Raw genomic sequence first — 21,125 nt, 5'->3', positions numbered from 1 at the left:
GAGCCTGTTCCGGCCGACGCGAACGGCAGGCCGGATGTGCGACGGAGCGGCCGAGCCCGTCACCATGCGACGGGCCACGTCATCTAGCGACGATGCCCGCAGACAGCTCAGGCGTAACCCTTTTCCTTCTTCCACTCCTTCTCGAGCTCGACGATCTTCGACCATTCCGTATCGACGTAATCGACCACCCAGGGTGACTTGCTGACCGTCTTGCCCCATGCGACGGGGTAATTGATGATCGTATGATCGCTGTCACGCATGGTGATGCCGGCACCGCCAAACGGCTTCTTCACCGTCATGCCGGAGATTTCCTTCGCCAGCGCAGAACTGTCGGTATTGCCGTTCGTGCGACGCAGCGCCTCGATAATGAATTGCGACGCCGCGTAGTTCTGCCACGCCCAGTTGGTCGGCTCGTGCGGCGCCACCTTGACATAGGCATCGCAGAAGGCGGTGTTCTCGGGTGAACTCGGAAATCCGTTGTTATACCGATAGGCCGTGTTGAGTCCCTGCGGCAGGTTCTTGATGGCCGTCAGGATCGGCGGATCGCCAAGACCACCGGAGAAATAGGCGGTGTTCTGGAACAGGCGATACAGGTTCGACTGCTCGATAAACGCGACGAGATCGCCGCCCCACAGCGCCGAATAGACCGCCTGCGGCTTCACCTGCATCAGCTTGGTGATGCTCTCGGTGTAATCGGGCGCAAACAGTTTCGGCCAGAGCTGATCGACCACTTCGATCGACGGCTCGAACACCTTGGCGTATTGCAGAAATTCCGCGGTGTTGTCGCGGCCATAGGCGTAATCGGGCGAACAGGTCGCCCACTTCTTGAGCCCCTTCTCCTTGGCAATCTTCGCTGCGTAGCTACCACCTGCGACGGCATCATGGATGCCCTGTCGGGCGCATCTGAACACATTCTTGCTGAACTGCTTGGGGTCTGCCGTCAGCGACGAGGTTTCGCTGCAGGTATGGAGGCAAAGGATGCCGAGATCGCGCACGACCTCATGCACCGCGAAGCTGCCTGACGACGCCTCGCCATCGACGATGATATCGCAACCGTCATTATTGATGAGATCGCGCGTGACCTTGGCGGCTTCGTCGGGACGCCCCTTGGAGTCGCGGTCGACCACTTCGAATTTGCGGCCATTGATGCCGCCGGCTTCGTTTATCTGATTGAAAGCGAGCTGGACTGCAAACCGACTGGACGTGCCGAGGATTGCAACGCGTCCCGACAGGATCGTCGGCAGGCCGATCTTGATGACTTTCGCCTGTGCACCGGCGATATGCGGCGCGCCGAATGCGGCAAGGCCTGCCATGGCGCCAGCGCCCTTGAGGACGCGTCGGCGTGAAATGCCCTTGGTCGTCTTGGTCATTGAACCCTCCCTGATTTTGATGTCCGGCTTTGCCGGTACAGATTTTATTATTTCCAGATCAGCGTCGTCTTGGTGACTTACTCTCCTCACTCGGTCCTTTGGTCGATCAGCGCAATACGAAGATCGTGCAGCAGGAACGGCGCGCTGTCCAACGGACTTTCCGAATGCCTCGAGTAAATTCGCCGCAGCGAGGTCGGGGACCAATGCTGCGGCGCCGACTCCTCTTGCCCGCGGCTTTCGCTCCGTCGGCCGCGGCATGGGCAGTTAGCTCAGCGCGAAGCCGCGATAACCGCTTTGCGCAACGTCGTCACAGATCGAGGTGTAGCGCGCCAATCCACCGGCGTAGGGCATGAAGACACGCGGCTTGCCCGGTACATTGGCGCCAAGATACCAGGACGAACTTGCCATGGGCAGCAGCGTCGCATCCGCGGCTTCGTTGACATGCGCGACCCACTTTTCGGTCGAGTCGGTATTGGCCTCGATCCGCTTTTGGCCGTTCGCGCGCATGTCGCGGATGCAATTGGTGATCCAGTCTACATGCTGCTCGATGGCAATCGGCATATTGCACAACACCGACGGGCTGCCAGGACCGGTGATGGTGAACAGATTCGGGAATTTCGGCGACTGCAGGCCAAGGTAAGTGCGCGGGCCGGCCGCCCAGGCATCCTTCAGCTTGATACCCTGGCTGCCGCTGATGTTTAGATTGACGAGTGGTCCCGTCAGTGCGTCGAAGCCTGTCGCGAACACGATGATGTCGAGCGCGTAGTCCTGCTTCGTCGTGCGGATGCCGTTCGCCGTCACCTCGACGATCGGTTCTGCCTTGAGATCCACCAGCAGCACATTGTCCCGATTGAACGTTTCGAAATAGCCGCTGTCGATCGGCGGACGCTTGGTCGCGAATCCATGATCGCGTGGCGTCAACATCTCTGCGACCACCGGATTCTTGACGACGGTCTTAATCTTGTCGCGGAGGAAGTCTGAGGCCGTGAGGTTTGCCTCGACATTCTGCAGGACATCGGAAAACGATGCACGGAAGCGCAATCCGCCGCGCTCCCACGCCTTTTCATAGATCTCCTCCCGCTCCGCATCGGACACCGACAGCGCGGAACGCGTCGAGATCGTGAACGGATGTCCGTTGGTACCGGCGCGTGCCAGCCGCCAGATCTCGTCGTAATTGTCCCTTGTATGCTTGATGTCGTCCGCCGTCACCGGGCCGTTACGCGCCGGAATGCTGTAATTTGCCGTACGCTGGAAAACCGTGAGATGTTTTGCCTGCTCGGCAATAACAGGTGCGGTCTGAATCCCGGTCGATCCGGTTCCGATCTGGCCCACACGCTTGCCGCTGAAATCGACGCCCTCATGCGGCCACAGGCCAGTATGATACCATTGTCCCTTGAAGCTATCGAGGCCCTTGATATCAGGCACATTGGCGGTCGAGAGACAGCCCACTGCCGTGATCAGGAATGGAGCGGCAAAGGATTGTCCGTTCTTCGTCTGTACCGTCCAGAGATTGGCATCGTCATCGAACGCGGCCGAGGTGACTTCAGTGTTCAGTCGGATATCGGGCTTGAGATCGAGCTTGTCGGCGACGAAATTCAGATACTTTCGGATCTCCGGATGTTCGGGATAACGCTCGCTCCAGCTCCATTCCTGCTCGATCTCCTTGTTGAAGGAGTAGCAGTAGTAATAGCTCTCGGAATCGCAGCGGGCGCCCGGATAGCGGTTCCAGAACCAGGTACCGCCGATGCCATCGCCTTTTTCGAGCACGACAACGTCGAGGCCGAGTTCGTCCCGTAATTTGTGCAACTGGTAAAGGCCGGAAAATCCGGCGCCGATGATGATCGCGTCACAGGCATGGCTCGATTGTTCGTTCACTGCAAAAGCAGTGCTCTCATTGCTCGCCAACGACCGTCTCCCCGTTCGTTCATGTGCGGCTTCGCATGCCGCGCTATTGCCTCGAAGGCTAGAGATTTGCCGGATTGCTTTCCATACTCTATCGTTCAAACCTGATGTGAATTTCCGTCACAAGAGAAAAACGTGAACCGCTACACAGAGATGCAGGTTTTCGTCAGGGCCGCGGAAGACGGCAGCTTCTCTGCAGCGGCCCGAAACCTTGCCATCACGCCGTCCGCAGTCAGCAAGCTGATTACGCGGATGGAAGAACGGTTGGGCGCGCTGCTATTCCGCCGTGCGCACCGCAACATCGTCATGACGCCGGAGGGAGAGGTCTTCTATCGGGCGGCGCTTGCAGCCATCGAAGCCGTCGAGGCCGCTGACGCGACGATCTTCAGCGGCAAACTCGGTCGCGAAACCCTGCGCATTCGCTCAATGCCAATCTTCGGGCAGGTCATCCTCGCCAAGAAGCTCCCGGAGTTCTGCCGGCAGCATCCCGACCTTCAGGTCGAACTTCAGCTGCGGATCGATCCCGGGCCGCTACTCGACGAGGGAACGGACGTCGCGATTCATGTTGGCCACCTCCATGACTCCTCGCTCGTGGCCACGCGATTTACGAGCACGCGATGGATCATTTGTGCGTCGCCGAGCTATCTGGCCGAGTACGGCACGCCGTCACATCCCAACGAGTTAGCGGACCACGCCTGTCTCAATTTTCATTCGTCCATTGCCGCCAGCACATGGACCGTTCGCGGTGCCGATGGCTTGTCCACACCGCTCGCCGTCAAGAGCCGTGTACGCTCGAACCAGGCTTCGATCCTTATCGAGTTCGCGCGCGCTGGCCTCGGCATCGTGCGATTGGTCGAAGTCCAAATCGCCGACGATCTCGCTCAAGGCCGCTTGGTCGAGCTCTTTCCGGAACATCAGTGCCCAGAGGAACATCCCATCTATGCGGTGTATCAGAGCCGCCGACTGGTAAGTAACCGTGTCAGGGTCTTCTTAGACTTCCTCAAGACGAAACTACCCGATCCGCCGCCTTGGCGGTATTGGCGGGACCAATAGACGTCCGCTTTGCGCCAGAAGCGGCCGCCAAGTGTATGTAATTCTCGGATTGACGAGATATAAGCGGGCCGTGAGTTCTTTCGGTGTCTGTCCCCCGTTACGAATGCCTCCGGAAGACGGAGGCCGCTATTTTGGTCAGATCGTCTCGGCGTGGTAGCCGCTATCTGTGCAACGTTACTACAAAAAGACTCTTTAAAAGCAGGTGCCGCCAAACCGCTCGCGACCCTTGATCTGGGCGGCAGCCTGCGCATCGTGCGGCAAGGGCGGCGTGATCGTCAGCCAGAAGCGGCCTCGCGCCGATCCTCCCCATCCGGAGACAGAAACGAGGTGACCGCCGCTTCCACGATCGCCGATCGGGAAAGCTTCTTGCGGTCGGCAAGATCGGCGATCTGCTTCAGAAGGTCCGGCGGGAAATACACATTCATCCGGTCCCGCATGGTCTCACAACTCCATACCGTCATTCGGGTCGAGCGAGACCTGGCGAGCGATGCCACGCATCTGCTGGTGCAGGATGCGAGCCTGACGGGCTGCATCGTCCGACTCGTCGTCGAGCACAGCGGCAAACTCTTCCGCAGGCCTCGGATCAGTCGCCTCCTTGGCAATGGCGACATGGTCGGGAAGCTCGGGTTCGCGACGCAAGCCGCTATTGGCGGCATCCTGTTCCGCCTTCTGGATCTCACCAAGCAACACGGCGTCCGGTGCCTGCGACGTTAGAGCTGACCACCCATCCATCCGTGACGACCGGCCAGACTTCGCCGGATCGGGCGGCGTCAGCACCCGTTCGGTGAAACGGTGATCCTCGTAATAGCGAGCTTTCTTCGCCCGGATCGGGGGCGTGCCGGCAACCATGACGATCTCGTCAGTGGGCGGGAGCTGCATCACCTCGCCCGGCGTGAGCAGCGGCCTTGCCGTCTCCTGCCGCGAGACCATGAGGTGACCAAGCCACGGATTCAGCCTGTGACCAGCATAGTTCTTCATGGCGCGCATCTCGGTTGCTGTCCTCAGCGCATCGGAGACACGCTTCGCCGTGCGCTCGTCGTTGGTGGCAAAGCTGACGCGGACATGGCAGTTGTCGAGGATCGCGTTGTTGGGCCCGTAGGCTTTCTCGATCTGGTTCAGCGACTGCGCGATCAGGAAGCTTTTGATGTCGTAACCTGCCATGAAGGCCAGCGCGGATTCTAAGAAGTCGAGCCGGCCGAGCGCGAGCCGAGTACCGAGATCGACTTCCATCTGCCGGGCGAGATCGCGCGTGAAGGCTTTGAGATCGGTCATCTCGCCGGCGTCCTCGGGCGAGACGATGAAACGGAAATGATGCCGGTCGTCCTTGCAGCGATCTGCAAAGGCCGCGTCGTCAGTGCGGTCATGACCGGCATCGAACATCACCGCCTTCTCGCTGTTACGAGTGACGCCGTCGCGCTTGAGGTACGAGAGATGGCCAGTCAGCGGCGCGGAACGGAAGGATCGTCCCCGGTGACGAACGACGCGCGCTTTCACCACCACACGCCGCGCCGGGCTGAACAGGCGGTTGCGGCTAAAACTGATCCGCCCGCGCCCGAAGGTCGAGCGCCCGTAGCTTGAGGAGCGCTTCCCCGCAGCCGCGAGACTGGAGGTGGGACCGGCCTTCTTCGCCGCACGCAGTACCTGGTTAATGAAGCTCTTCGGCCTCGGCGCGCGCGTGCCGCGGATGCGGCCAGGCCGGATGCGTAAATCGCTGTCACCAGCGCTCACGGCAACGGCTCCACGGACATGAAATCGCGAACAGTGCCGAAAACATTCTTGAATTCATTGGCGAAAGCATCAGGCGCGGCACGCGCCCCGACCGACCGGCACGGCCGAACCCAAGCCATTCCAATGGCTTGTGGTTCGAGCGGCGAGCCGCTTTTATCTCGCCGTCCCGCTGTCGTGTTTCCCTGCTGCCCTCGCCTTCCCGCCGGTTCTATCCCGGAGCACGCCATGGCGCACCAGCCTGCACATCCCGTCATTACAGGTCTCCCGCCCTGGATCGAGTAACAAACACGCTGCGCGCTGGCGGCAGCATTGCAGAGAGATCGCGCATCGGACCGGTCGCCGGAGCGTGGCCCGATCGACGCTCAGCCGATACCCGATCGGCAGCGGTTGCGCGTTCGGGTCGCCCGATGAACAGCGGCGCCTCGGTCCATGACTTTGAATGACCAACTGCGACGGAGATCGGACCGGCGAGTGCACCGCTGCCCAACAACGGAGCGAGCGCAGCCACATAGGCGCGGGTCTCGGCCGGCAAGGGACGGCCCGCGAGATATTGTTCGTAGCGGCCTGGTCCCGCATTGTACGCCGCGAGGAAACCGGGCGAGCCGTAGCGGTCGTGTAGTTCGTGGAGGTACGCTGCGCCCGCCAGGATGTTGTCATGGGGATCGTAAGGATTGTTGCCGAAACGGTGACGTGCGCGCAGGTCTACCCAGGTCTCGGGCATGAGCTGCATCAACCCCATCGCGCCTTTTGGCGACCTGGCTCGCGCGTCGCCGGCACTTTCGACGGTCATCACGGCACGTATCCAATGCCCCAGTACGGCGAAGCGGCGTGCGGCCTCTTCGATGAGATTCGCAAACGACCCGCCAGGTCGGGGACTCGCCGGATGCATCGTTGATGTGGTGTCGGCTAGCGTGCCACCATCCGGCACAATCGCAAACGACAACACTATCGCAGCGATGCGAGCTGCCGTCCCTAAACGACGCAGGCATGCCGCCGTGCTCGCGCCCGTCCAGGGTAAAGCTGCTTCGCGCCGGCCTCGCGGCCGCCCTGGACCGCCGCTGCGCGCGGCGGCTTTGCGAATTCTGGTCGGGACGGAGGAATGGTGCAACGTTCCGTCGAACCGAGGAATGGCAGATCGAGAAAGAGAGATGCGCACGCTCATTCCTCCCCGGTCCACACAGGGAATGCACGGCCGATGATGGCAGATGCCGCGATCGGCCCGAAGTAGCGACCGTCCAGCGAGTCCTTGGACTGCCAGTTCATGAGAAAGAGTTCGTCCTCACCGACAACACGACAGCCGTGCCAGACCGGTAGCGGCCGGCCACGGCTGTCTCGCTCGCGCGCCTCACCCATGTCGCTCGCATCGACCGAGATTATGAGCCCGTTTCTGCAAACCGTTTGCCCCGGAAGCGCCAGCACGCGCTTCAACATGGGAATGCCGACTGGCAGATAGCCGTTCAGGTCAAGAAAGGTCGCCAGCGGTTCAGGTGGCTTGATGGCGACGAGTTCGGTGACAAGCAGCTTGTCAGCGGGCCGTAAGCTATAGAGGCCAAGCGGCACACTTTCGGAAGCATTCCACACGTAGAGGGGAACCGGCTCCGCGACGACCGGTGCAACGAGAACGGCGACCCCAACAAGCATGACTGCGAGCGTCGAGAATCGACCATTCATGGCGCGATCCTCTGCCGGTGAAGCCAGGCCTGGTGACGCGATTTTGAGTAAGTCCGTGGAGCTTCGTTGACTGACAAGCGGTTATGGACGTGATGCCAATAATCAGGTGCAGCGTCCGCGGGATCGATGCTGAGCGCTTCGATCGCATCGATCAGTTGCAGCACCCGCTCGACCTTGGGCCAGCCCGACAGCCGCAACAGAATCTCGCCGCCGGGTTTCACATAGGGCACCGTGGTGCAACGCTGACCGGCCGCGACTGCCCGCAAGATGTCGATCCGCGAGATGACCGTGCCAAAGTCATTTGAGGTCCAGCGGACGAACGCGAAGATGCTGCCGGGTGTGAACGACACAACGCGCCGACGGCGATCTAGGATCGGCTCCGAACAGTGCCCCCACAGATGCCAGGTCCATCAGACAATTAGGATGCCGATCGCCCCCTACGATTCACAGTTGCTCGTCAACTTCGCGGCAAAAGGGGGCGATTCGTCCTATTTGTACGCCACAACTACACAGCAGCCATACCAGCGCTTTATATTTCTTTCTTGCTGGAGAAGCCTACGATCTTATTGTCTGAGACCGATGGTGGTTCGGGGCGGAGGCATGGGCGGCAAGAACGAAAAGACTCGGATCGAGGCATTTGCGTCGCCAGGTAGGGGGAAAATGCCGCGTGCCACGAAGCGCCCTCGCAAGAAACGTGGCATGCCGCCGCCAGCGACGTTCGATATCGATACGCTGCCGGGCAGCTCGAATTTGACGGCATTGGAAGCGGCCGCGGTCATCCGGCGCACGCCCGGAGCGCTGGAGCAGTGGCGGCGCGATCGGAACCATCCCCTGAAATGGCGCCATGTCGATGGTCGCCCGCTCTATCGGGTCGATGCGGTGCGCGACTATCTAGCCAGATGCGATAAAGCCACTAAGACGCCTCCGCCGCATAATGCTCGCGAAGACGACCGAGCAGCTCAGCCTTGATGGGGTCAAGTGGATTCGTCCGTTGCAGGCGCACGACCCCTCCGACCCGTTGCGCACCGACCAACTGCGCGATGTAGTCATGAGCAGCTTCGAACGCCATCTTGCGGATGATCCACTGTTCGTCGTGATTGTAGACCTGATCGATTCCGCGCGGCTTTTGCCCGACACATAACCGCTGGATTTCGTTGTCGTAGCCGCACCGTGACATAACGGTGCGCAAGCTGCGCCTCAAATCGTGCATGGTGAACCTGGCGACACCCGCTTCCTTAACCAAACGGTTCACCATCTTGGTGAAGCCCGACAACTGGCCGCCGGTCTTTGGTGACGGGAAGACGTAGTCGGACGTTGCGCGCTGGAAATGCTTCGCAGCTGTGAGCACCTCGTCAACGAGATGAGTGCGCGGCACGTCGTGATGCAGGCCCATCTTGGTCCACGCCGCATCGAAGGTGATGCGGTCATCCATGATGTGCTTTCGCCACTCAATGATGGTTGGCTCGCTGCGGCGCGGACCGCCGAGCAGGCACATGCGTGCTAATTGTCCAAAAGCCCCGAGCTTGCCGGATGCGTGCCAGACCTTGATGATCTCCTCATCCATCAGCGCGCGGCCCTTCGTTCGGCGCCCGACCCTCTGCGCACGGGTCTCTTTCGGCGCGCGATAGCCGGCAAGCACGTTGTGCTCGACGTAACCTTCGCCGACACACCACTCGAGGAATGTGTGGGTGTGCTTGCGCAAGTCCCTGGCTGCACCGCGCTTACCGGTCTTGGCGGTCTTGTCCACTGCCGCCATGATTTGCCGGCGCGTCAATTCGCCGATGGCGAGATCGAAATGATCCTTGAGACCGCGCCGCAGCGCCGACATCGCAGGCCTCCAGTTCACGACTTGGCGTCCGGTCAGGGATGTCTGATAAGGGCCGTCTTCACTGATCAAGGCCACCAGCGTAGTGCGCTGCATCTCGGCCAGTTGCCGGCGCTTGGCTTCTCGTTTCGCGTCGTTCGGATCGACCCCTGTGACCACCTCACTAGCGGCGATGGTGGCGGCCTTCCGAGCCGCCCGCTCATTGAACCTTGGCCAGGCCCCGAGGGTCTTGCGCTGAGTGCCTCTCACTCCCGGCTTGGTGAACAGGTAAACCCAGGTCCGGCCGCCCGTCGCGCGCATGCGCAGCGCCAGACCGGGCAGCTTGTCGTCGTGGAGGTAATGCTGCGCCTTGCCCGGTGGCATTGTCGTGTCGCGGATGACCGTGTCGGTCAGTGTCAAATAGTTGATCGGCTCTCCCACGGTCCCTGCCCTTCCGTCTTGTGCCCACGCGGGAATGATCGGACCGGCAAGAACCGGGTCTCAGACCTTCCCTCGACTGTGTGCCCCAAGGGAAAATTCGCGGGGGGGCACAACAGGGGCACACAAGATGTGCTATGGCCCACCATGGTCAACTATGGTCACACACTACAAAAACACCATAATTAACAGGCCATTATGCAAATTTACTATGGTTAGGGCTGGCTGGCTAGGGTCTACAGATTGTGGTTCACACGGGAGAGGTCCAAGGTTCGATCCCTTGTGCGCCCACCATGTCTTCGTCGAATTCAATGACTTAACGGTCCAATTCCCTTGCGGGGTGCCCCAGAAGAGCGGGGGCACAGTGCGGCACATCGGTACGACACGGTTGCCAAAAATGACTCGGCCACCGCGCCCACCCAACTGCCGCTTTCGGGCTCAGGCAAGTCGGTGTTGTGGTCAGACTGCATTCCGACATGAATTAGCGAATGGTCAGCGTGAAGGGCGCCCGCCCTTGCCGTGCGCGTCGCGTTGCAGCCTCATGCTAAAATATCCGCGTGGATTCGCGATGCGGCCTTTCACCCTGTCCCTATGAACACTTAAGCAGACCAGCTCATGGACCCGCTCGACAGCCCCAATTCCAGGCCAGCGCTGGCAGCGCAGTCATCGCCGCAAGGAATTGCGGCTGATCTTGTTGCAGTGCTGGTAGCCGTGACCTCGGGTGAGCCTCGTGTTCTAACGATCCAGGATCAGCGCGCCCTGCCCTCCGGGCCTTTCGAACTCGCCCATCGTTCGCTGCAATCGGGGCTACGTGCCTGGGTCGAACGGCAGACACGGTTGCCGCTCGGTTATGTCGAACAACTCTACACCTTTGCGGATCGTGATCGCGCTGGCGCCACTGGGCAGCATGTCATCTCGATCAGCTATCTTGGCCTGACACGAGAACAACCGACATTCGGCGAACACGAAGCCAGATGGCGCGGCTGGTATGATTACTTCCCTTGGGAGGATCATCGTGACGGCCCACCGCCGCTGATGGAGAAGACTCTGCAGCCAGGGCTCAAAGCCTGGGCCTCTGCAGTATCCGATCGGACGGCGCAGCGCGCTCGTCGGCAGCGCGCCGCGATGCTCTTCGGTTTCGAGGAGCACAGCTGGAACGAGGAACTGGTTCTGCAGAGGTACGAACTATTATATGAGGCGAGACTGATCCCCGAGGCGACACGCGGAAGTTCCTCAACATCCACGTCGAACCATGCGGCTCTATCGAACACGCCGGGTCACGCCATGATCCTGGACCATCGCCGGATTCTCGCCACTGGAATTGCAAGACTCAGGGCCAAGATCAAATACCATCCTGTCGTATTTGAATTGATGCCGGACACATTCACGCTGCTGCAATTGCAACGCTGTGTTGAGGCGCTGGCGGGACGGCAAGTGCACAAGCCGAATTTCCGCCGCCTGATCGAGCAGCAGGAACTCGTTGAGGAAACTGGCGAAACCAGCCAGGACACCGGCGGACGTCCGGCAAAACTCTTCCGCTTTCGCCGTGCCGTCCTTGCGGAACGCGCCATCGCCGGAACCAAACTTCCCGTCTCGGGGGCTTGACAAGCCTTATACTCGATTACAGTATAACATATGCTCAACGAGAGTATATATCATGCTGTCGATACCCGAACTGCGTCCTTCGGAACATCTCTATGCGAAAGTGCGCCACGCGATCCCCGCGATCGAATGGTCGATGCTGTCAGAAGATATCGACGCGATCATCGCGTTGAAGAAGAGCCGCAACGCCGTCATCCTTGCCCACAATTATCAGACACCGGACATCTTCCACTGCGTCGCGGACATAGTCGGCGACAGCCTCGCGCTGGCGCGTGAAGCGATGCATGTGGAGGCCGACGTCATCGTTCTCGCCGGCGTTCACTTCATGGCCGAGACGGCCAAATTACTCAATCCGTCGAAGACCGTGCTGATTCCCGATCGCGGCGCCGGCTGCTCGCTTGCCGACTCCATTACGCCCGAGGACGTGAGGCTGCTGCGGCAAACTTATCCTGGCGTGCCGATCGTGACTTATGTGAACACCTCGGCAGCGGTGAAGGCCGAGTCGGATATCTGCTGCACCTCGGGCAATGCCAAGGCGGTGATCGAGTCGCTTGGCGTTGAACGCGTGATCATGCTGCCGGACGAATATCTGGCCAGGAACATCGCTGCCGAAACCAAGGTTAAAGTGATTACCTGGACTGGTCATTGCGAGGTGCACGAGCGCTTCAGCGCCGAAGAGGTGCGTCAATTGCGCGAGAACCACCCTGGTGTCGTCGTACTGGCGCACCCGGAATGCCCGCCGGACGTGCTGGCGGAGGCCGATTTCGCCGGCTCGACGGCCGCCATGTCGTCCTACGTCGCAAGCAAACGACCACCGCGAGTCGTGCTTCTGACGGAATGCTCGATGAGCGACAATGTCGCCATCCAGTACCCGGACCTCGAATTCATTCGTCCGTGCAATCTTTGTCCGCACATGAAGACGATCACGCTCGGCAACATCCGTCACGCGTTGGAGACGATGCAGCACCAGGTCACGATCGACGACAGTGTCGCAGCGCGCGCACGCCTCGCGGTCGAACGAATGCTGGCCGTCACATGACAGCATTACACGATACAAACGGCGCTCCCGTCATCATCGGCGGTGGCATCGCCGGCCTCATGACAGCCCTGGCGCTCGCGCCGCAACCGGTGCTGCTCCTGACCGGCGCGCCGCTGGGCATGGAATCGTCGAGTGCGCTTGCGCAAGGCGGTATCGCTGCCAGTATCGGGGCAGATGATAGTACTTCGCTGCATCTGGCAGACACACTCGCCGCGGGTGACGGTTTGTGCGACGAAACCATCGCGGCCTCAATCGTCGCCGCAGCGCCCGCCGCGATCGAACAGTTGGCGCGGCTCGGCGTCATTTTCGATCGGGATGCCAGCCGCAAGATCATCCTCGGCCTCGAGGCCGCGCATTCGCGCCGCCGGATCGTCCATGCCGGGGGTGATGCGACAGGCCGGGACGTTATTCGAGCCCTGGTCCGCAGGGTTCGCGAGACGCCTTCGATCACGGTGGTCGAGGGAGCCACGGCACAGCGCCTGGTCGTCGAAGACAATGCAGTGGTGGGTCTTCTTGGCCATACCGGTCGAGGACCCGTGCTCTTTGCCACCGATCGTGTCGTCATCGCGACCGGCGGCATCGGAGGTCTGTTTCTGCATGGGACGAATCCGGCTGGATCCTTTGGCCAGGGCCTCGCGCTCGCAGCCCGCGCCGGCGCCGTCATGGCCGATCTTGAATTTATCCAATTCCATCCGACGGCGCTCGACAGCAAGTCCTCTCCACTGAAGCTCATCAGTGAGGCCGTACGCGGAGAAGGCGCGATCCTGGTCGACGAAAATGGCGATCGCTTCATGGCCGGTGCCCCCGGCGCCGAGCTTGCGTCCCGCGATATCGTTGCACGTGCCGTCTGGCGGCACATCGCGGCGGGGCATCGGGTTTTTCTCGACGCAAGGGGCGTGAAGGGACTCGACTTTGCGCGGCGGTTCCCGGCCATCACGGCACTTTGTCGCGATGCAGGAATCGATCCGGTTACGCAGCCAATCCCAGTCCGTCCCGCTGCGCACTACCACATGGGCGGCATACTCGTCGACCGGACCGGGCGGACCTCCGTCGACGGTCTGTGGGCCTGCGGCGAAGCTGCCTGCACTGGCCTGCACGGCGCAAACCGGCTTGCCAGTAATTCACTCCTTGAGGCGGCCGTGTGTGGCGGCTGGGTTGCCGAGAATATTGCCGCAACGACCTCCATCCGGCGGCGGCGGCCACTGTTGCCCGGTGGAGTAACAGGCAGCGATCCAAGTTCGGTGCGCCCTATTCTGTCGCGTGCCGCAGGCGTGTTGCGCGATGGCGAAGGCCTGCGTGCCGCCGCCCGCGCGCTCTATCCCCTCGCGATCTCGCAGCAAGCTGCGAGCGATCCCGCAATTGTCGGCCTGATGATCGTGATCGCTGCCTTGCGCCGCCAAGAAAGCCGCGGCGCGCATGCACGCACCGACTTCCCGAAGCACACGAGTCTGGCACAGCGTTCGACGCTGCGCCTTGATGACGCGCTTCAAGCCGCGCGAGACGACATCCCGGAACTCGTCGCCTAACCCAAAGGATCGCCATGACGCCCTCACCGCTCCCCCATGTCATGATCGAGCCATTGGTTCGCATGGCGTTGCTTGAAGATCTCGGACGAGCCGGCGATCTCACGACCGATGCGATCGTGCCAGCCGGCCGACGCGCCACGACACTTCTTGTTGCGCGCCAGCCCGGCGTGGTGGCCGGGCTCGACCTCGCTCGACTGGCCTTTCAACTGATCGATCCCGCGATCGAGATGCATATCGAGCGCAACGACGGCGCAGTCCTGGCGCCCGGCGACGTGATCGCCACGATCACCGGCCCCGCGCGAGGTATTTTGACCGCTGAACGGGTCGCATTGAATTTCCTGTGCCGCCTGAGCGGAATCGCGACGGCGACTGCCTCTGTGGTTGCAGCGGTCCGAGACTACCAGACGAAAATTGTCTGCACGCGCAAGACAACGCCAGGGCTGCGCGCCATCGAAAAATATGCGATCCGCGTTGGCGGTGGCAGCAATCACCGGTTCGGCCTCGACGATGCCGTGCTCATCAAGGACAATCACGTCGCCATTGCCGGCAGCGTAACCGAGGCGCTGAAGCGGGCGAAAACCGGTGTCGGGCATCTGGTCAAGATCGAACTCGAAGTCGACACGCTCGATCAGCTGCGCGAGGCGCTCGATCACGGTGTAGACGCGGTACTCCTTGACAATATGGATCCACCCACGCTCACGGAAGCCGTCGCGATGGTCGCAGGTCGGGCGGTAACCGAAGCCTCCGGCCGCATCACGCCCGCTACAGCGCCACACATCGCTGCGACCGGCGTCGATCTGATCTCGATCGGATGGCTCACCCATAGCGTCGGCGTTCTCGACATCGGGCTCGATTTTAAACCGGACGATTTGAAGATGTGAGTCAGGTTGATGTTGTTGCGGTCGAACTCAACATCAGCAGAAAGCCTCAGCAACTATCCCGATTGCAACTTTTTACCAGTAGCTTCGTCGATCCCGCGTCGCGCGGTCTTCGTCCTCTAGCCCGCTTCTCTCGGGAGATCGAAAGCATCAGATCTTTTCACTGCTCGGCGCAAAAATGCACATCCGATCGGTAAAGCACCGTCACGTTCTAACTTCGCGTGGCGACGTTCTTCAACGCCTGAGTATCGAGAAGGACAAGTGTACGATTCTTGACCAGAACCCAGCCGCGATCGGCCCAAGCGGATATGATTTTATTTGCGCGCTCCCGCGAAATGCCCACCATCTCGCTAACACTCTGTTGCGTCATATTCACCACAAGGGGTCCATCCATTTGCACATTCGGCTCCGCAAACTTTATGACGATATGGGCAAGACGAGCCTCGAGACCGTGAAGGATCACCTCTTCCAGATGCTCGCTCGTCCATCTCAGGCGCGCGCATAACAAGTCAATGAACTTTGCAGCCAAAGCCGGCTCGGCTCTAACCAGGGGGATCAGATCGCGCCGCGCAATTCCCCAGATTTCACAATCGCTGTTCGCGATTGCATCGGTTGTTCGGTCGAGGCCATCCAAAACAGCAATCTCGCCAAATGTCTGACCGGCACCGATCAGATTTAATACCGCGCTCTTACCGTCAGGAGAGGATGCACACATCCTCACCGAGCCTTCCACAACTCCAAACAGGCACGTCCCAGGGTCTCCGCGTCGAAAAATGTAGTCTCCCCGTTCGAAGGTCTGGAAAGACGCGCGATGAAACAGCTGGGCAACCGTCTCGGGCGCGAGGTCGCTGAAGATCGCGTTCATGCGCATTGCTGCCTGACGGCTCGCTGAGCTCGCTGCCTTCGCTTTCGACACCGCGATGTTCCCTGTGCTCCGCACCGGTCCCAAATCAAGGTCTGTTTGGACGTCCGCACCGATCCAGCCGGCCAGCCCCGATCCGCACAGCCAATGGTGAGCCGGGACCTGGCGCCTTTGTGTCTCCTGTTTTCGCGATGCGCTGTACGTCCGGACGATCGCAAGCAAGCTGCGAAATCATCAACTCCGAGATCAACCGTGTCACCTGCGGAGCCGCGACACTTGTCCCATTCATCGTCACAACGGAACCGCTGCGTGTACCGGCGGCAAGCAGATTCCTGTGCACTGGCGACTCGTCTCCAACTGCCGACACATCGGGGCTTCGGATGGGGGACGTGCCACCTGATGTCGCGCGCCCTCCGGCCCCCGAATACTCACTGACGGCCTTGTCGCTACGAAGATATGCACCCACGACGATCGCGTGCGTTCCTGTTGCCAATGCGTTGATCGTACTTTCTCGCCGGACCGGGCTGGAGCCCTTGTCATCTTGCTCCGGTCGTCCGGCAAGATCGAAGCGCACGTAATTCTCGTCTTCAAGCCGAGATTGTCGCCCTGACAACGGATAGCCAAATGGCGTGTCGCCGCGCTGAACCCAAACATCGACTGTCGTGGCTGCCCCTTTGTTTTTGAGTTCGATCAGCCATGTCCCGGACGGCGCAGTCAGCGAGGGCATTGCGAGATCAGCCGTGGGCGCCATAGCAAGGAATATCTGCGATCGCTCCCCGACTGCAGTGTAGTATTTCGCGAAAAACCGGAGCTGGCCTGATATGCGCCACTGCCAGTTCTGGTTAGCCCCAATCCAAGGACTGCGCTGGTTGGTCGGAGTGGTAATCCTTATGGCGATTTCGGGCTGGGACTTCTCTGTTGCCTGTTTGGGCAGCCACAGCTCCATAAAGCTGTTGGCCTTATCGTCGGGCTGCACGCGCCACCGCAAGCGCTTGGGCGATTGGCCAGGGCTTGATGCCTGAGACAGTTCGACCAAGGCATGACATCGCGCCAGATAGTGATTTCCGGCTGGCAGAACGACCCTGAGCGGTGCGGTGCGTGACGCTATCAACTGATCGATCGCAGCTTCCAGCTGTGACGTACCATCGTGCGGGCCGGCAATGGTCCCATAACTCAAATTGATGACCACAGGGATCGGCCCCGTTCCTTCGGCGGCCGAGATCTGATCCGCACGACTGAGCACATAGGAGATGGCGGCGTAAACATTCGGAGTCAGGAATGCGCCCGACGTCTCTTCTGTCACCCACTTCGGCAATTGAACGCCGATGATATAGGGAAGGCTGGGATCTTCGGGAGCCGCATGTTTCGGATCGAGCCCGCAAGCAATGTCCATGACGTGCGTACCGTGCTTGGCGCGGCGAGCAGCCAGCTTCTGACCGGCCAACCGATAGAACTCATCCTCATCCAGCAATCCCGTATGCGTGCAGGACGCCAGAATTTGATTGATCTCGTTCTCCTGCAGCTCGCGCCCCCAGCCGAAGCCGGCCGGCATGCCTGTATTTGTGTGATCGTCCTGGTTCCAGAAATACTTCACCCGCGATCGGCCATCCTGAAAGCGGAATCTCTCATGGGCGAACGCCAATCCGTCATCGATGATCGCGACAATTGCCCGCCGCGACGGACTCGTGGCGAGCAACTGCTGCTCGATCGGTTCAGTCTTCTCGAACAGATTCGTCGTCGGCGTTCCAAGCTCGATTCGATTGATCGAGGACAGCAGGGGCGCAAACTGTTTGGCGTCGCCGCGCGATACCTTGCCGGAAACAAATGCGGAAAGAGCCTCGCGTCTCGCAATCGCCATACAGCATGTTAGATCGGCACCTCTCAGCGACGGTGGCGCCTCCTGATAGACCGCGGGAATTCGAAGGAACTGATCTAGCCCCGAGCGCACAACGGAACGGGCAAGGGCTTCTGCTGGTCCATCAAGCTCCAGCAAGACCCAGAACCACTCACCCGGGAGATAAGCGAACTCCGTCAGCACCGCCCATTCGAGATAAGGTGAAACCCGCTTCCGTTGTTCTGCCATAACGCACACCTCGCGAATGCGATCGCCCTACCGCCATTTCCCAGCAGCTACTTCACCTCTGCAAGCGCCGCGTCCCACAGCCACTTCATAATCGGTGATACAGCTGGCGGCGTGGAGGCGAGAAAATCGACATAGGGCGGATCAATCAGGGGGCTCAGCTTTTCCTGTCCGTTTGCTGGATTATAGAAATCATGGAAATTGAAGTCCTGAGTAGCTCCGTATCGCCCGCCGTCAAAACGCCAAGCGTTGAACCTCGGCCCACCTTTCGCCCGCAGAATAAAATAGCGGGCAAGTGACAGTCCAAGCACCTGACCGGCCGCAGTGTCGACCGGGAAATGGACACCCGCCACTGTGCGGTTGACCGCGATGCGCGCCGCCTGTCGCATCAACTGCTCACCTAGTCTCGGTTCGCGCCCGTACAGCTCCCACAGGATGCGCGCAATCATGTGATTTTCGGTTGAATGACCGCTCGGAAATGTACCGTGGCCCGGTGTCAGAATGATTGGTTGAACCTGAGACGACAGCTCATACGGTCGCCAGCACGCCAGAGCATGCTTGATGCGCATTTCCACCGCGGTCGCAAACCGAAGCGCAGCATCGAGCAGCTCGATCGTCTTCTTGGTGCGATCCGGATGCAAGTTCACGACCGAACTCCAGAACGCATATTGAGGGCCGAGCTGGGTCACGATTTCCGAAACACGATCCTCGCGAAGATCGGCGTATTGATCCAGAAAATCCAGCTGGCCTTTGAAAGTGTCGACCGGCGGGCGAATCAAAGTCGCAATTCGGTTCGATTTCGCTTTGGGGGACGGATCAGTCGCTGTGGTTTGAACGTGGAACTGCCAGACCGTGACCGACTTCTCGCTCGGTGTCCGGGAGACGTTCTTGCCCTGATGCTTGTAGCTGAATTTCTCTGAGTGGCTTGTAAAATGGAGGTGCGACAGCAGTTCGAAGTCTATGACCGCCGCCCGCACCCACGGCTCCCAGAGCGCGAGGTTCTTCTTGTCGTCCAGCGCACGTGGCGACCGATTGACGGTCTGACCGAGCCAGCTTCCGACGATACCGTCGCGGTGCTTGACGAGTGCATCGGCAACCAGCGGCGATCCATAACTGCCGTAGGGCCCAGCTCCAGCACCGCCTGCACCTCCGGCACCGCCCGCTCCCCCAGCACCACCGGCGCCGCCTGCGCCGCCCGCACCTCCTGCGCCGCCTTCAGGACCCATCGTGCACATGTTTTTGCTCCCGTTCTGCTAATTCGGTACGCCAGCTCCCTGCAATGCGCTCGACCAGATGCGGCCGGTTTCATATCCCCCACTGGGGTGACGCTCGCGATATTTCGCGACCGTCAGGCCCGGCTCGAGTTTCATCAGTTCGGTCACCGTCCTGCGCGCCTCTTGCTGAAGGCCGAGCTGCCATTGCGCGATCGCCAGCGCGCGAAACGTGGATGTATGCGTGCGATTTGCGCGCAACGAACGGTTCGCAAGGTCGATGGCGCGCTTGTATTGCCCGGCGGAGAGAGCAGCCGTTGCGGCCAGGGAATCGTAGAAGTATCTGTGAGGGTCCAGCGGCGACAGTTTCAGCGCGTGCTCGGTGTGTTCGACTGCCGACTTTCCTGCATCCTTGAAGGCAAGAAGCGTTCCCTTTAGCAGCCACGCCATCGCATCGTTGGGATTGACGCGCAGCGCGAGGTCATACTGCTCCTGCGCGACGTCAAATTGTTTCAGCAGATTGGTATGAGCAAAGCCCATAACCACCAGCGCGAGGGAACAGCGCGGATCGGCACTCAGCGCTCGCCGCCCGCAATCGAGCGCCAGTTGCGTATCCGCACTCCAGTCATCGGTCCATCCCTGCTGGACCCGCAATATGTGCCACTTGGCCATCCATGCCCATGGTACGGCCTGGCGGGGCATACGCTCGGTCAGGACCTGGAGCATCTGACGCGACCTGTCAAAATCCTGCACCGAAAGGCGATGCATGAGCGCGATCGCCCCCATCAACAACGTGTAGCTCTCGACGGTCGGGAGTGATTGCGACTGCGCGCGTTCAAGCTCGCGCGCCATGATCGCCAAGCTGACCGCCGTCACAATACCCGCGACAGCACCGTCCTTTCCGCTGATCAAAGCTGTCGCGCTACAAACAAACGAATCAGACCAAACGATCGTCAGATTCGACGAAGATGCCAGTTCGAGGTTCACCCGCAACTTACTTCCGGCCTTGCGGTAAGAGCCCGACAGAACGTAGTTCGCCGTCAAATAACTACTGATCTCCTCGACCGAACTATCCCGCCCGCGAAAGACAGACGTCGACAGGCGCGAGATGACGTTCAGCTCCGATGAACGCGAAAGCGCGGATATGACTTCGTCGGCGAGCACTTCGCCAATGACCCGATGTTCCGGACCATCATCCAGCCCAGTAAAAGGCACGACCGCGACAGTGGCGCGCAACTTCGGCATTGATACAGCACCTGGCTCGATCACGGGTCGCGGCCCTGGTGGGCCGACACGATACGCTCGAACGGGTTCATGCACATGTTTAAGGTAACAAGCTCCCAAATCCTCGACGTCGGCATCCAATACAGGCACGAGTTGGTCGCGAACATCGGCCGATACAACAATTTCCCCCGGCCCCGCTAAACCTGTGAGTCGGGCTGCAAGGTTAACGTCAGCCCCGTAAACATCGTGCTCGTCGGCAAGAAGATGACCGACGTGAGCTCCTTCACGGACGAGGATATACTGATCTTGCGGAACGCCTTCATTGATAACCGCACACGCATTCTGGACTGCAAAGGCAGCTTTCACCGCGAGGGGAGATTGAGGGAATTCCATCAGGAGCCCATCCCCAAGGCTCTTTACAAGCCGCCCCTCGAACCGCGGCAGGATATCTTCATCTATCGTTTTAACGAGTTTACGCCATCGCTGTACGGTGCTGGCCTCGTTCTCTTCCATCAAGCGCACGGACTCGACCACGTCCACGAAGAGCAGTGTTCGCACCACCCATTCCGGATTCTCGAATGCGAGTGAAGCGCTTGATCTAGCCATCAGCCACGCTAGTCACTGTTCTGATCTGCACTCTTGTGCACTAATGCGCACAAACTCAGTATCACGGGCGGATCGCACTCAATTTTTCCCGCAAGAACTTGTTAGCTAGACTTGAACAACGGCGATTTCAG

Annotated in this window: 15 protein-coding genes and 2 pseudogenes; 5 read left to right on the top strand and 12 right to left on the bottom strand. The window is 60.3% G+C overall.

The genetic code is table 11. The features are described from left to right. Positions 1–107: 107 nt before the first annotated feature. Both HP556_RS19520 and HP556_RS19515 read right to left on the bottom strand, forming a co-directional pair. Positions 108–1,370, bottom strand: coding sequence for an ABC transporter substrate-binding protein (locus HP556_RS19520; RefSeq protein WP_120288860.1), 1,263 nt, complete (start codon positions 1,368–1,370; stop codon positions 108–110). Between the two features lie 264 nt (positions 1,371–1,634). Then, positions 1,635–3,275 (bottom strand): flavin-containing monooxygenase, encoded by a 1,641-nt coding sequence (locus HP556_RS19515; protein WP_210269250.1) that lies wholly within the window; start codon positions 3,273–3,275, stop codon positions 1,635–1,637. Positions 3,276–3,407: 132 nt separating this feature from the next. Here HP556_RS19515 and HP556_RS19510 point away from each other — a divergent pair, with 132 nt between their 5' ends. Further along, positions 3,408–4,325, top strand: coding sequence for a LysR substrate-binding domain-containing protein (locus HP556_RS19510; protein WP_175368204.1), 918 nt, complete (start codon positions 3,408–3,410; stop codon positions 4,323–4,325). A 204-nt stretch (positions 4,326–4,529) separates the two neighbouring features. Here the strand turns inward: HP556_RS19510 and HP556_RS19505 are convergent. The 6 genes and pseudogenes from HP556_RS19505 to HP556_RS19475 form a co-directional block, all read right to left on the bottom strand. Further along, a pseudogene (locus HP556_RS19505) lies at positions 4,530–4,762 on the bottom strand (CopG family transcriptional regulator); the annotation flags it as partial. A gap of 4 nt (positions 4,763–4,766) precedes the next feature. Then, positions 4,767–5,531 (bottom strand): annotated as a pseudogene (locus tag HP556_RS19500) (type IV secretory system conjugative DNA transfer family protein); the annotation flags it as partial. 775 nt (positions 5,532–6,306) lie between these two features. Then, entirely contained in the window at positions 6,307–6,942 is a 636-nt protein-coding gene (locus tag HP556_RS19490) for a lytic transglycosylase domain-containing protein (protein WP_210269255.1), read from the bottom strand. Between the two features lie 269 nt (positions 6,943–7,211). Then, entirely contained in the window at positions 7,212–7,724 is a 513-nt protein-coding gene (locus HP556_RS19485) for a S26 family signal peptidase (RefSeq protein ID WP_175368202.1), read from the bottom strand. Further along, positions 7,721–8,122 (bottom strand): DUF2840 domain-containing protein, encoded by a 402-nt coding sequence (locus HP556_RS19480; protein ID WP_175368243.1) that lies wholly within the window; start codon positions 8,120–8,122, stop codon positions 7,721–7,723. The genes HP556_RS19485 and HP556_RS19480 overlap by 4 nt, the downstream gene beginning before the upstream one ends. Positions 8,123–8,637: 515 nt before the next feature. Next, positions 8,638–9,969: a tyrosine-type recombinase/integrase gene (locus HP556_RS19475; protein ID WP_175368201.1), complete on the bottom strand. Its 1,332-nt coding sequence runs from the start codon at positions 9,967–9,969 to the stop codon at positions 8,638–8,640. A gap of 612 nt (positions 9,970–10,581) precedes the next feature. Here HP556_RS19475 and HP556_RS19470 point away from each other — a divergent pair. The 4 genes from HP556_RS19470 to nadC are packed head-to-tail and all read left to right on the top strand — an operon-like array spanning position 10,582 to position 15,014. Continuing rightward, positions 10,582–11,571: an NUDIX hydrolase gene (locus HP556_RS19470; protein WP_175368200.1), complete on the top strand. Its 990-nt coding sequence runs from the start codon at positions 10,582–10,584 to the stop codon at positions 11,569–11,571. 52 nt (positions 11,572–11,623) lie between these two features. Then, positions 11,624–12,607, top strand: a complete 984-nt coding sequence (nadA, locus tag HP556_RS19465) for a quinolinate synthase NadA (RefSeq protein WP_175368199.1) — start codon at positions 11,624–11,626, stop codon at positions 12,605–12,607. Further along, entirely contained in the window at positions 12,604–14,133 is a 1,530-nt protein-coding gene (locus tag HP556_RS19460; RefSeq protein ID WP_175368198.1) for an L-aspartate oxidase, read from the top strand. Before nadA ends, HP556_RS19460 begins: the two co-directional genes overlap by 4 nt. 14 nt (positions 14,134–14,147) lie before the next feature. Continuing rightward, the gene (gene nadC, locus HP556_RS19455) at positions 14,148–15,014 is read left to right on the top strand and encodes a carboxylating nicotinate-nucleotide diphosphorylase (RefSeq protein WP_175368197.1); all 867 of its coding nucleotides are present in this window, start codon (positions 14,148–14,150) and stop codon (positions 15,012–15,014) included. A 208-nt stretch (positions 15,015–15,222) separates the two neighbouring features. On the opposite strand, the gene HP556_RS19450 is transcribed toward nadC, so the two are convergent. From HP556_RS19450 to HP556_RS19435, 4 genes are all read right to left on the bottom strand, one after another. Next, the gene (locus tag HP556_RS19450; protein ID WP_175368196.1) at positions 15,223–15,876 is read right to left on the bottom strand and encodes a Crp/Fnr family transcriptional regulator; all 654 of its coding nucleotides are present in this window, start codon (positions 15,874–15,876) and stop codon (positions 15,223–15,225) included. 85 nt (positions 15,877–15,961) lie between these two features. Continuing rightward, positions 15,962–17,956, bottom strand: a complete 1,995-nt coding sequence (locus tag HP556_RS19445; RefSeq protein ID WP_175368195.1) for a S8 family serine peptidase — start codon at positions 17,954–17,956, stop codon at positions 15,962–15,964. Between the two features lie 47 nt (positions 17,957–18,003). Beyond that, entirely contained in the window at positions 18,004–19,188 is a 1,185-nt protein-coding gene (locus HP556_RS19440; protein ID WP_175368194.1) for a phosphatase PAP2 family protein, read from the bottom strand. 18 nt (positions 19,189–19,206) lie between these two features. After that, entirely contained in the window at positions 19,207–20,946 is a 1,740-nt protein-coding gene (locus HP556_RS19435; RefSeq protein ID WP_210269249.1) for an adenylate/guanylate cyclase domain-containing protein, read from the bottom strand. Positions 20,947–21,125 lie beyond the last annotated feature (179 nt).

This window comes from Tardiphaga robiniae, assembly GCF_013359755.1.
In the GTDB taxonomy this organism is placed as follows: Bacteria; Pseudomonadota; Alphaproteobacteria; order Rhizobiales; family Xanthobacteraceae; genus Tardiphaga; species Tardiphaga robiniae.
Note: the sequence above shows the minus strand (reverse complement) of the source record. Positions and strands in the feature narration are given on the sequence as shown.